This is a genomic window from Psychrobacter faecalis (assembly GCF_016107575.1).
GTDB classification, from domain to species: domain Bacteria; phylum Pseudomonadota; class Gammaproteobacteria; order Pseudomonadales; family Moraxellaceae; genus Psychrobacter; species Psychrobacter faecalis.
Genome location: NZ_JABAST010000001.1, coordinates 208,145 through 221,210, shown reverse-complemented (window position 1 = coordinate 221,210; position 13,066 = coordinate 208,145). Strand labels below are relative to the sequence as shown.

At 43.7% G+C, this 13,066-nt stretch carries 10 protein-coding genes; 7 read left to right on the top strand and 3 right to left on the bottom strand.

The window, feature by feature from the left end; genetic code table 11:
• Window positions 1-8 precede the first annotated feature (8 nt).
• Entirely contained in the window at window positions 9-524 is a 516-nt protein-coding gene (gene pal / locus JFC07_RS00875) for a peptidoglycan-associated lipoprotein Pal (RefSeq protein WP_198327849.1), read from the bottom strand.
• A 395-nt stretch (window positions 525-919) separates the two neighbouring features.
• Between pal and pepN the strand changes: the two genes are divergently transcribed.
• Window positions 920-3,535: an aminopeptidase N gene (gene pepN, locus JFC07_RS00870; protein ID WP_265090549.1), complete on the top strand. Its 2,616-nt coding sequence runs from the start codon at window positions 920-922 to the stop codon at window positions 3,533-3,535.
• A 137-nt stretch (window positions 3,536-3,672) separates the two neighbouring features.
• On the opposite strand, the gene JFC07_RS00865 is transcribed toward pepN, so the two are convergent.
• A complete protein-coding gene (locus JFC07_RS00865; RefSeq protein WP_198327847.1) occupies window positions 3,673-4,755 on the bottom strand; it encodes a 3-deoxy-7-phosphoheptulonate synthase in 1,083 nt (360 codons plus the stop codon).
• A gap of 539 nt (window positions 4,756-5,294) precedes the next feature.
• Between JFC07_RS00865 and lpxB the strand changes: the two genes are divergently transcribed.
• From lpxB to JFC07_RS00845, 4 genes are all read left to right on the top strand, one after another.
• Window positions 5,295-6,689 (top strand): lipid-A-disaccharide synthase, encoded by a 1,395-nt coding sequence (gene lpxB, locus JFC07_RS00860; RefSeq protein WP_227678133.1) that lies wholly within the window; start codon window positions 5,295-5,297, stop codon window positions 6,687-6,689.
• A 93-nt stretch (window positions 6,690-6,782) separates the two neighbouring features.
• The gene (locus JFC07_RS00855) at window positions 6,783-7,661 is read left to right on the top strand and encodes a ribonuclease HII (protein WP_068404190.1); all 879 of its coding nucleotides are present in this window, start codon (window positions 6,783-6,785) and stop codon (window positions 7,659-7,661) included.
• Between the two features lie 380 nt (window positions 7,662-8,041).
• On the top strand, window positions 8,042-8,350 hold the full coding sequence (locus tag JFC07_RS13130) for a hypothetical protein (protein ID WP_227697944.1): 309 nt from the start codon (window positions 8,042-8,044) through the stop codon (window positions 8,348-8,350).
• Window positions 8,254-9,177, top strand: a complete 924-nt coding sequence (locus JFC07_RS00845; protein WP_198327867.1) for an IS3 family transposase — start codon at window positions 8,254-8,256, stop codon at window positions 9,175-9,177. Before JFC07_RS13130 ends, JFC07_RS00845 begins: the two co-directional genes overlap by 97 nt.
• Before the next feature lie 92 nt (window positions 9,178-9,269).
• On the opposite strand, the gene JFC07_RS00840 is transcribed toward JFC07_RS00845, so the two are convergent.
• Window positions 9,270-9,935, bottom strand: coding sequence for a DUF924 family protein (locus tag JFC07_RS00840; RefSeq protein ID WP_068404192.1), 666 nt, complete (start codon window positions 9,933-9,935; stop codon window positions 9,270-9,272).
• A gap of 90 nt (window positions 9,936-10,025) precedes the next feature.
• Between JFC07_RS00840 and nspC the strand changes: the two genes are divergently transcribed.
• Together nspC and JFC07_RS00830 are read left to right on the top strand one after the other, a co-directional pair.
• Window positions 10,026-11,240, top strand: a complete 1,215-nt coding sequence (nspC, locus tag JFC07_RS00835; protein WP_068404194.1) for a carboxynorspermidine decarboxylase — start codon at window positions 10,026-10,028, stop codon at window positions 11,238-11,240.
• Between the two features lie 257 nt (window positions 11,241-11,497).
• Window positions 11,498-12,769: a saccharopine dehydrogenase family protein gene (locus tag JFC07_RS00830; protein WP_068404196.1), complete on the top strand. Its 1,272-nt coding sequence runs from the start codon at window positions 11,498-11,500 to the stop codon at window positions 12,767-12,769.
• Window positions 12,770-13,066 lie beyond the last annotated feature (297 nt).

Genomic DNA, 13,066 nt, shown 5'->3' with positions numbered 1-13,066 from the left:
AAATACTATTAGTAAGACAACTCAGCACGGCGGTTTTGGGCATAAGCATCTTCTGTTGTACCGGCAACAGCAGGGCGCTCTTCACCATAGCTGATGATACGGACGTTGTTTACAGCAACACCTTGAGTGGCAAGATAATTACGAGCCGCTTGGGCACGGCGCTCGCCTAGTGCCATGTTGTACTCGCGGCTACCACGCTCATCGGTATGACCTGCGATAACGACACCAGCGTTTGGATTTGAGCTTAGGAGGCTAGCATGTTGGTTTAATACACTGGCAGCTTCTGAGGTGATTTCACTGCTATCAAAAGCAAAGTAAACCACGGCTTGTAGATTTTCTGCACCAGTGATAACGGCATTTGAATTATCAACGATAACCGCACCGTTATAACCAACTTGACCACCTGGGATACCTAGTGGGGCAACGACTACTTCCGTCTTAGGTTTGTTAGCACAACCTGACGCAAATACGACAGCGCTTGATAATACTGCGAGGACAGCAACTTTTGCAATACTGATAGACATATAAGCTCCTAAAATTTTAATAACATTGATTTTAATGGCATTTGTTGTTTTTAAACTACTTACGGTAAAACTTAGGCAATTACTATCTATCATATACTAAATGTTACTTTATGTAAGTAGTATTACTGTAAATAGTTCGAGAGTTTACCTAAAGATATGTAGCATTCTGATTAAAACCTTTGAATTGATTTCTACCTTAACCAATTTAATTACTCATCGTACTTGAAATTTCATAGTTTAGGTCAATGTAACTATCTTAAAAACTTTGTTTATAACGAACACCGTGCTAATTAATAGGGCACTGTAAAATAATCAATTGACTGTTTAAAACGTGAATAATAATAGGAATTTCCATGTCCACTACTGAAACTGACGCACAAATTATCAATCCTGACATGCCAGATGTGCCGCCACATGCGCCAAGTAAAATACATTTGAAAGACTATCAACCGCCAAGCTTTGCGGTCGAAACCGTCGATTTGGATATTAAGCTATTTGATGATCATGCCATTGTAGATAGTACTTTGGTGATGCAGCGTCAGACTGACGGCGATTTGGTGCTGTATGGCGAAGCGCTTGAGCTGATGTCTATTAAGCTTAATGATGAGCTGCTTGCCAGTGAGTGCTATACGCAAACGGATGGTAAATTGACCATTACCGATGCGCCGGAGTATAGCAAATTACAACTACAAGTACGTATCCATCCGCATACCAATACCGCGCTTGAAGGCTTATATATCGCCGGTAGTGGTGACGATACGATGTTCGTCACCCAATGTGAGCCTGAGGGCTTTCGCAAGATTACCTTTTATCCGGACCGTCCTGATGTGCTGGCGAGATTTACCACGCGCCTTGAAGCCGATAAGCGTTTCCCGACGCTATTGAGTAATGGTAATTTGCTCGAAGCGGGTGAAGTGTCGGATGCGCCTGAGCGTCATTACGCGATATGGCAAGACCCGACCAATAAACCAAGTTATCTGTTTGCTTGTGTCATCGCCGACTTAGATGTATTGACTGACAGCTATACGACGAGCGAAGGACGCGAGGTGAAGCTTGAGCTCTATGCAAAATCTGAAGATATCGATAAATGTGTTGTCGGTATGCAAGCTTTAAAAGACTCGATGCAGTGGGATGAGGTCAATTATGGCCGCGCGTATGATTTAGACCGTTATATGATTGTTGCCGTCAGTCAGTTTAATATGGGCGCGATGGAAAATAAGGGTTTGAATATTTTTAACACCGCTTGTGTGCTATCTAGTCCTGAGACGACGACCGATTCACGCAGTTTTAGTGTCAAATCTATCATTGCTCATGAGTATTTTCATAACTGGACAGGCAATCGTATCACCTGCCGTGATTGGTTTCAGCTTTGCCTAAAAGAAGGCTTTACCGTTTATCGCGATCAATCATTTTCGGCCGATCAGCAGTCAAGTGCTGTCCAACGTATCGATGATGTGGCAACATTGCGCGCGCATCAATTTGCTGAAGATGCCGGACCACTAGCGCACCCTGTACGCCCTGAGAGTTTCGTTGAGATTAATAACTTTTATACCACCACCGTCTATGAAAAAGGTGCTGAAATCGTGCGTATGATTGCTAATACGCTAGGGACTGATAACTTCCGTAAAGGTACGGACGAGTACTTCCGTCGTTATGATGGGCAAGCGGTGACGGTTGAAGACTTTTTATCGGCGCTTAGTATTAGCGATAGCAAAATTGAAGACTTTATCGACTGGTATCGTCAGCCCGGTACGCCAGTGGTCTCTGGTCACCAAGATTATGACAACGCGACGCAGACATTGACCATTACTTTGAGTCAGCAAACCCGTCAGGTTGCAGGTTTTGATGCACCAAAGCCATTGCCGATTCCTGTAGCGACGGCGCTATTTGATAAAAATTCTGGTCATATCATCGCTGAGCGTCTGTTGCTACTGAATCAAGCCACGCAAACCTTTACCTTTGAAAATGTAGTAAGTGAGCCAGTCGTGTCGTTGTTACGTGATTTTAGCGCGCCTGTACAGCTTAATTATGACTATCAAGATGAAGACTTGGCGTTTTTGCTCAAATATGAAACCAATGGTTTTAACCGCTGGCAAGTGACGCAAATGCTGGTCAATCGCATTTTACTGCAAGGTCACGGCGCGAAAAGCAGTCCTGAGGTGTATCTACAAGCGGTGGCGCAGACCTTACCTGAATTGGCTGCTAATGATGCGATGTTGGCGGCGCGTTTGCTGGATATTCCGTCAGCACAAGAGCTGGCAGCTGCTATTCATCAAGACTACGATCCAGAGTTGGTAAAAGCACAGCGTGAAGGCTTATATCAACAGCTGGCTTTAGCCTTAAAAGATCAATGGTCTGAGCTTTATAAACAGCTACCGATGCAGGCTTATGAAGACAGTGCGGAAGCTCGTGGCAATCGCGCTTTACGTAATGTGGTGCTTGATATGGCACTGACCGCTAACGTCGATGGCGCTACTGAATGGGCAGAGCAGCAGTATGATAATGCACGCTGTATGACCGAGCGTTTTGGCGCGTTAAAGGCGATGGTCAATCATCAACTGGCAAACGCTGATAAGTATCTGGCGGATTTTTATCAGCGCTTCCAAAATAATGATTTGGTCATTGATTTATGGTTTAGTGTGCAAGCCTCTGCTGATGCGGTTACGCCTGATACTATTAAATCTTTGCTGAAGCATGCAGACTTTGATTGGAATACGCCCAATCGTGTACGTTCGGTCATCAGCGCCTTTACCTCGCAGCCTACGGTGTTGTGGACACCAGAGGGTTTAGATATTTATATCGCTGTGATTAAAAAGCTGGATGATGCCAATCCGGTGTTAGCATCGCGCTTATTGCAAGTGCTGGCACGTTGGAATACTTTGGCGGAACCGCGGCGTCAAATGGCGCATGAGCAGTTGCATGAACTACAAAAGCAAGCGACTTCTAAGCATGTAATTGAAAGCTTAAACAGTGTATTAGGTGCTGCAAATGAAGGTTCTGCAACTGCGTAAAGAGCAGTACTTTATAAGTTAATAATTATAAAACAAGATTAATCAGTTAAAAGATATAAAAAAGGCCCGTCTGATATCTGATATCAAACGGGCTTTTTTATGAATGGTCGATAACGACTAATTCTGAGCAGTCACTATTAACGATTCGGCAAAACGTCTTTAACCATATCGCGTAGATTGTGTAGAGCGCTAACGGTGCTTTCCCAATCTAGGCAACCATCGGTGATAGATTTACCGTATTCAAGCTGGCTTAAGTCAGTCGTTAGCTTTTGATTGCCACCTTTTAAATGACTCTCAATCATCAAACCGATGATAGATTTATTACCATTTTTAATCTGCTCGGCAACGTTTTGAATGACCATTGGTTGCAGATACGGGTCTTTACCTGAGTTGGCGTGACTTGAGTCAATCATAATTTTGCTATTGGTTTTGCCTTTTGCCAGCTCATTTTCAACTTGTGCAACAGCGGTTTCATCATAGTTTGGCTTGCCATTACCACCGCGTAGTACTACGTGCGCGTAGGGGTTGCCTTTAGATTTGATGATAGAAACTTTGCCATCTGCTGATAAGCCGAGGAAGCTGTGACCTTCTTTTACCGCTTGCATGGCATTAACCGCAACGGTCATGCCGCCATCGGTGCCGTTTTTAAAGCCAACTGGGCACGATAAGCCTGAGCTCATTTCACGATGCGTTTGGCTTTCGGTGGTACGCGCACCAATCGCTGACCAACTAATCAAATCCTGAATGTACTGCGGCGTATTTGGGTCTAAGGCTTCGGTCGCGCACGGCAGACCTTTTTCATTCAAATCAAGCAGTAGCTTACGAGCAGTGCGCAGACCTTTTTCGATATCAAAGCTGTCGTTCATATCAGGGTCATTGATCATGCCTTTCCAGCCAACCGTAGTACGCGGCTTTTCAAAATAAACGCGCATCACAACGAAGATGCTGTCTTCAATCTCTTTTGCCAATACCGCTAAGCGATCGGCATATTCGTGGGCGGCTTTAATATCGTGAATAGAGCAGGGGCCAATAACCACAAATAGACGCTTGTCTTTACCATCGAGGATATCTTGGATGGTATTGCGACCTTTTAGAACCGTGTTATAGGCGTCATTCGACAAAGGTAGCTCAGACTTTAGCTCAGCGGGTGTGATTAAAGGAATGAATTTTTCAATATTCACGTCGTCAATATCTGCATTATGAGTAGCTGGTGTTGTCATGATTATATATCGTCTAGCTGATTTATAGGGATATTCATTATGCGGACAAAAGCGCTGGTTGACAAGGGCAGTCGTACAGTTAATTGACTGCTAACTGGAATGTGGCGACCAAAACTTTGTTATGGCTGATGGCTGCATGCCGTCTTAACATGCTGTCACTCATAGGTGTATAAGAATGATAAGGCAGTGTAAAGCATAGGTGAAATGACGCTTTATCGCTAACCTAAGTCCAAATTTGCATTAAACAGAACGTTTATAGGCAGATATAAATGAGTGATACTGACTGGATTTTGTGCACTAATTTCGCTATTTTTAGCTATTTCCAGCACTGTCACGTATGATGGCAATATAAACGACTAAGTTCGAGCATTATAGAATGCTATCAAGATGCCTTTTAATGGGCATCTTATTACGGTTAAGCTATGTTATATTTTATATAATCATTTTTATGATAGACGCATTTTATCTTTTGTTTCATTTAACTGTGCTACTCAAATGGCACCAATTAAATTGTACCACTTTAATATTGAGAGCTTATCATGACAGATCCTGCTACGCCTCACCAACCTGCTGATACAACGCCAGCACCGGATGCTTATGGTGCTTTTGATAAATTGCCTGAGGTTACAAGCTCGCCACTGGTGATAGGGATTGTCGCCGGGGAAGTGTCAGGCGACAGTTTGGGTGCAGATTTTATGCAGCAGATGAATAATCTGCGTGATGATATTATTTGGGTTGGGGTTGGCGGCGCAAAGATGCAAGCGCAAGGGCTACAAAGTATTTTTCCGTTATCGCGCTTAGCTGTGATGGGCTTGGTCGAAGTAGTGGCGCAGTTACCGGACTTGCTTAAAGCGCGTCAAGAGCTGCTGACGGCATTTAAAACGGCAAGTATTGATTGGTTTATCGGCATTGATGCACCCGACTTTAACCTTAGAGTGGCAAAGAAATTAAAGCCGCAGGGTGTGTTTTGCGTGCAGTATGTCAGCCCTTCTATTTGGGCGTGGCGTGAGTCGCGTATTCATAACATTATGGCAGCGACCAATCTGGTACTTTGCCTATTCCCATTTGAGCTGCCGGTCTACGAGCGTTATAATCATCCCGCGATTTGCGTCGGTCATCCGCTACTACGAACCATTGATCAGACCTTACTTGAGACGCCCATCAATCAGCGCCGTAGCGAATTGGTCTGGCATAATGATGGCTTGCAGCAGTTTTTCATCGACCGCTTTGATGAGGTCAGTCAGCTTATTTGCGTCATGCCCGGCTCTAGGCGTGGTGAGATAACGGCTATTTTGCCGCTTATGCTCGATGGTATCCAAAGACTTTTGCTGTTAGATCCTAAGCTATGCTTTATCATTCCAACTGTCGATCAAAACCATCAATATATCGTGCAAGATGTGATCGATAAGCGCTCAGAGCAACTGCGGGCGGCGATTGCGGTGGTCTATGATGAAAGTCAGCCAGCCTTTAGTCAGCTGGCGATGGCGGCATCAGACATGGTTATGTTAGCGTCGGGTACTGCAACCTTGGAAGCCATGCTGCTTGAGCGTCCAATGGTGGTGATTTATCAATTAAATCAGCTGACTTATCAGATAGCAAAACGTTTGGTGAAAGTCCCTTATGTCGGTTTGCCCAATATTTTGGCAGACAGCGCAATCGTGCCCGAGCTTATCCAAGAGCAGGCAAGTGGTGATAATATCTGTCGTACCGTGATGCGTTTGTTGCAGCCGCGCGCGTACGCTGAACAATTAAAAGCGCTGATTGATACCAAGTATACATTGCAACAACAAAGCAATCATGACCCTGCGCATAGCGTCATCGAACAGTGGTTTGTTCAAAACCGCGACAGTTATCAAAGTCATGATTTTAATGGACAAGACGGTCATGTCAGTCAAGAAAATTACGACAGCCAAGACAATTATCAAGCTCAGTAATCAAGATTAATAACTAAGCTCAGTAATCAAGCGCTAATTATGTTAGGCACGCAAAAAATTCATTAAACCGTAAAGTTAAGAAATAATAAAGTTATGAGTACTATGTCTTCTACAGAAAATAACCCTATAAAAAGCCCAGCTATGCCTAAGCATACCGTTCAGACTGAAAGAGTTATTGAGCAAGTTGATATTAAAGGACAATACATACAACTGGCGGCTCCCATACAGTTATCAGGGCAAATCAATATCGCAGAACTGATTGCGCAATACTCATTAAGTTTAGAAAACTTGCAACCAGCAACCTTACAAATTGGCGTGGATGAAGCAGGGCGTGGCCCGCTGCTAGGTAGCGTTACTGTCGCTGCGGCAATATTACCTGCGGCGTGGTCAGGTTTAATTGAAAATGAGCCACTAAAAAATACGCCATTGTCTATACTGACGGACTCGAAACAGCTGAGTGAAAAAAAGCGCGATATTCTTTATCCGTTGGTTCAGCAGCATGCAGTCGCGCACATCGTCGCTGATATACCGCCAGCGGTCATCGACCAAGTCAATATCTTGCAAGCAACCATGCTTGGTATGCGCTTATGTACTGAGATTTTATTGGAAGTAGTTGCTAAATACCTTGATGAAGAACAGAAAGCACGTTTTGAGATATTGATTGATGGCAATCGTTGCCCGGATTTAGATTATGTAAGCATTGCTAAATATGGTATTCAAGAGCCAGCGATTGACTGTCAAGCGTGGGTAAAAGGCGATGGCCGACATACCAGTATCGCGGCGGCCAGTATTTTAGCAAAAGTCAGCCGTGATAAGACTATGTATGCGCTTGATGCCGAACATCCTGAATATGGCATCGCCAAGCATAAAGGCTATCCAACGCGCGCCCATATGGAAGCGATTGCAGCTCATGGCGTATTAGCCGCGCATAGACGTAGCTTTGCACCGGTAAGAAAAGTGCTTGAAAGTTAATATTGCCTGACCTAAAAATGATCATTAGCTAGCAGAATGAGACTGCTTAATAAAATAGCCTAAGCAAATAAATTTAAATAAGAAAATGCTTTTAGTCATAAAAAAACCCTCTGTTTATTAAGAACTGAACCGACCCCCATAAGTTGGACACAACTTACGGGGGTATTTTTATGCGTTACGATCTAGGCTTTAAGATGCAAGTCATCGCATACTACGGAGAAGGACATACCGGACTTGCCACAAGTGAGCAGTTTAAAGTAGATTCGAAACTTGTACAAAAATAGGTCAAACAATATCAAAGCGGTGGCATAGATGCCATCAAGCCAAAGACAAGTAAGGCAAAATACAGCAGTGAGTTTAAACATCATGTGATTACGACCATGCTGACGCAAGGATTAAGTCAATCTAAGGTCGCTTTGATGTTTGATATCAGCTCACCGGCCCTAATCAGTCACTGGCACAAAGCGTATCGACTAGAAGGCATATCTGGACTCATCTCCAAACCTAAAGGTAGAACCGTCATGAGCAAACCCTTTATCACAGACAAACTAAATGATGAAAAGAGCTTAGCAGAATTGAAGCGTGAGAATGAATATCTACGTGCAGAGGTTGCCTACCTAAAAAAGCTCGATGCCTTGCTCAAAGCGGAGGAACAAGCAGGCAAAAAGCAAGGCTCATCGAAGCGCTAAGACAAGAGCACCCTTTATCTGATTTGCTAGACATCGCTACCATGGCTAAGAGTGTCTTTTACTATCATCGGTGCCAGTTTGACGTTAAAGACAAATATGCAGATTTAAAACAGCGTATCACCACCCTTTACCACAAGCACAAAGGCAGGTACGGTTATCGTAGAGTCACGGCTGCACTAAAGCAGTTAGGGGTGCATCATAACCATAAGCTCATCGCTAAGCTTATGCATGGCATGAAGCTTAGCGCAAAGATAAGACGTCAGAAATACCGCTCCTATAAAGGACGACAAGGTAAGATTTCGAAGAATTATTTAAAGCGCCAGTTTAACGCAGATAAACCAAATAAGCGCTGGCTCACTGACATTACCGAGTTTAAGGTAGGTGATGATAAGCTGTATCTGTCGCCCATACTTGATTGTTATAACAATGAGATCGTCAGCTATACGCTCTCAAGGCGCCCGACTTATGACTTAGTGAGCAAGATGCTAGATGGTGCTTTGGCAAAGACGAAAGCGTGTCGTGATAAGACACTCATGCTGCACTCTGATCAAGGCTGGCATTATCAAATGAGACCGTTTGGAGCGGTGCTGAAACAGCATGGTATTCAGCAAAGTATGAGCAGAAAAGGCAACTGTTTGGATAATGCGCTCATGGAGGGGTTCTTTGGTACCCTAAAGTGTGAGACGATTTATATTGAAAAGCCTAATTCGATTGAAGGTTTAGAGAAACAGATTCATGAGTATATTCACTACTATAATCATGAAAGAATTCAACTCAAACTAAAAGGACTGAGTCCTGTGCAATACAGAACTCAGTCCTTGATATAAACTAAACCGTCCAAGTTTCGGGGGTCAGTTCACGTTTGAGGTTTTTTTATTTAAACCTTTAACAACAGAAATCTTCAAAGTCCCAAAAATACTTAGAACGATGAGTTGGGCTGCTTTAAAAACGCTTCTTCTTCGTCAGTCGTTTCACGATCCAACGTGTCGTTACGATGTGGATAGCGTCCAAATTTATCGATAATCTCTTTATGACGCTCTTCAAACTCTAAGGTTGTTGCATCATTTAATTGCTTAAACAGCGGCAGATAGCGCTCATGAATCATGGCCGATTCAGAATGCATAAATGGCATGATAATAAATTTGCGCCACTGCGCTGGCAGCGTATCAAAATATGGTTGTCCAATGGCTTCTTGTGCCAATGCTAGCGCCATGCCATCTTGGGCAAAAGCGCACGCTTGCTCACGGCATAAATTACGCGAAAACTGATCTAACACGATAATTTCTGCCAAGCGTCCTGCTAGCGCTGTGACTGAGCTATTGCTATCAGTCGCTGCATCTGCGATACGCCACGACACGCATTCACCCTGTTTTGCTGCCTGCCAAATATCATAAAACTTGTCTTTTATCTTTTTATCAAAAGCATCATTTTGCGCAAACCAATACTGCTCATTGTCTTTATCGAACCAAAAATCCAATACCGCACGCGCATCCGCAGCAAGATGTTCTAAGCTGATGTTTTGTGGGTCTAGCTGGGATAGGTTGGCTGGGTTTTTAGCCGTAGAATAATCGGTCGAGAGTGCCATAAGATATTCTAATTATGATGAATTTAGTCTACTATAGCGCAATTATTTAGGTCTGTCATGATACCGACCGCAGCTATTAGGTAACCTCTTATGAATACAAATTTACCGTTACAAACCAGCCCTTCATCTTTGCCTGCAACGCCCTATTATCTACTTGATGAAGCGGCAATCGTTGCCAATATGCAGATTATCGCGCGTCTGTGCGAGCTATCTGGCGCCAAAGCCTTGCTCGCGCTCAAATGTTTTGCCACTTGGGGCGTGTTTGATGTCATGCAGCCTTATTTGCATGGTACAACCTCGTCTTCATTGAATGAAGTGCGGTTGGGCTATGAGACCTTTGGTAAAGGTAAAGGCGGTGATAATAAAAAAGAAACCCATGCTTATAGCGTTGCTTATAGCGCCGATGAAATCGACGAAGTATTGAGCTATGCCGATAAAATAATCTTTAATTCCATCTCGCAGCTGAATGCTTTTAAAGACCAAGCCAAAGCACAAAATATACCAGTAGGGCTACGCTTAAATCCAAAGACCAGTAATTCGTCCTTTATTATTGCTGATCCTGCGCGTCCCTTTAGCCGCTTAGGTGAGCATGATAAAGATAAGATTACCGCCGTACTTGCTGATATCACAGGCGTCATGATTCATAACAACTGTGAAAATGATAGCTTTGAGGCATTTAGCGCAAGCTTAGCCGATATCGAAAACAGGTTTGGTGAGGTGCTGGCGCAGCTTGAATGGGTGAGCTTGGGCGGTGGTATTCACTTTATCGCGCCTGATTATCCACTCGAAAAACTGGCTGATAGATTAAAAGGCTTTAGCGAGAGATACGGCGTACAAGTCTATCTTGAGCCGGGCGAAGCAAGTATTCATGGTGCTGGCTCATTAGTCACGACCGTCTTAGATACCATGCACAATGAAAAAAATCTCGCCGTCGTCGATGCCTCTATCGAAGCACATATGCTTGATTTACTGATTTATCGCGAGTCTGCTCCCATTGTGTCCATTAATGAAGAATCAATAGATATGATGCCGGTAAATAAAGATCAAAAAGAGGGCGCGGCAGACAATACTATTATTTACGGTCGTTCTTGTTTGGCAGGCGATATCTTTGGTGAGTACGCCTTACCGAGTAATTTGAAAATTGGCGATACCATTGCGTTTGGCAATGCTGCCGGTTATACCATGGTCAAGAAAAACTGGTTCAATGGTGTGGGCATGCCTGCAATCGTTATCCGCCGTTTAGATGGGTCGATAGATGTGCAGCGTGAGTTTGATTATCAAGATTATAAGGCCAGCTTGTCTTAATTTTGCTATTAATAATAAGCTGGTAAGATTTGAATAATAAAATTGCATGTCATCTTATCGATTAATTATTGCCGAAAGGTGGGTAAAAATTGTTATAATCGCCGCGGGTAAAAGCAAGTAGCCAAATACTGCTTTGCCCGACGGGTGCGTGGGTTTTCCTCGGTCTTCCTTTTTAATTCACGCATATCATTCACTCGTTTCTGTTTTGACTCGCCACCATCGATGGTATCGACAGGGACACAAAGGAGGATTGTTCATTGAACACAAATCAAACTAACCCTAGCAAAAAAGACGTGCTCATCATCGGTGCAGGCGGTGTGGCGCAAGTGGTCGCGCATAAATGTGCGATGCATAATGACGTCCTTGGCGAGATTCATATTGCCTCACGCACGCAAGATAAATGTGATGCCATCGCCCAAAGTGTCAAAGAGAAGAATAGCTTTAAGCTGCCTGCGGTATTACATACCCATCAAGTCGATGCGATGGATACGCAAGCGCTGATACAGCTGATTGAAGAGACGGGTATTCAAATCGTTATCAATGTCGGTTCGGCATTTGTCAATATGACCGTTTTAGAGGCTTGTATTGAAACAGGCTCGGCTTATATTGATACCGCCATTCATGAAGATCCGCGCAAGATTTGCGAGACGCCGCCATGGTATGACAACTATGAATGGCAGCGTAAACAGCGCTGTGCCGACAAGAACATCACGGCGATTTTGGGTGCTGGATTTGATCCTGGTGTGGTCAATGCCTATGCGCGACTTGGCTATGACATGATGGATGCAGGCTCGGTGACGGATATCGATATTATCGATATCAACGCTGGCAGCCACGGTAAGTATTTTGCCACCAACTTTGACCCTGAGATTAATTTCCGTGAGTTCACTGGTACGGTTTATTCTTGGCAAGACAGTAAGTGGCAGTCGAATAAGATGTTTGAAGTCAAACGTACCGATGATTTGCCAGTCGTTGGCGAGCAAAACAGTTACCTAAGTGGTCATGACGAGATTCATTCTTTATCGGCTAACCTAGATGTGCCAAATATCCGCTTTTGGATGGGCTTTGGTGAGCATTATATTAATGTGTTTACTGTGCTCCAAAACCTAGGTCTATTGTCTGAGCAGCCGGTGATGACTGCTGAAGGGCAAGAAGTGATTCCGCTTAAGGTGGTGAAAGCCGTACTGCCGGATCCAAGTTCGCTTGCGCCAAATTATACGGGCAAAACCTGCATCGGCGACAAGGTTAAAGGCAAAATTAACGGCGTTGATAGCGAGGTATTTATCTACAATATCTCCGATCATAAAGACGCTTATAACGAAGTCGGTAGCCAAGGCATCTCTTATACTGCAGGCGTGCCACCCGTTGCTGCTGCAATGTTGGTCGCGACGGGCGAGTGGGATGCGGGCAAAATGGTCAACGTTGAAGAACTTGATGCAAAGCCATTTATCAACTTGCTAAATGAGATTGGTTTGCCAACGCGTATCCAAGACGCCAACGGTGATAGAGCGCTTGAGTTTGATATGTAATATATATTAAGCCATAAAAAAGCCCGTCTAATTTCTCGATAAGAGCGTTAGGTGGGCTTTTTTATGCAAGAAACTTTATAGTGAATGCAAGTGCCCTTTTTCATTACTTTGGCTTTAACCTTTTTCATTACTTTAGCTTTAAATAGTTTCATACGTATGATTTTCTCTCACGATGCTTTACTACTGACGCTAAGCCTATATCATCATTGGATAAACACATTCAGCATAATGACATTAAACTAGGGGTAGAATATAGTGAACCTAATACGGACAGTCATATAAAAATAAGGAATATAA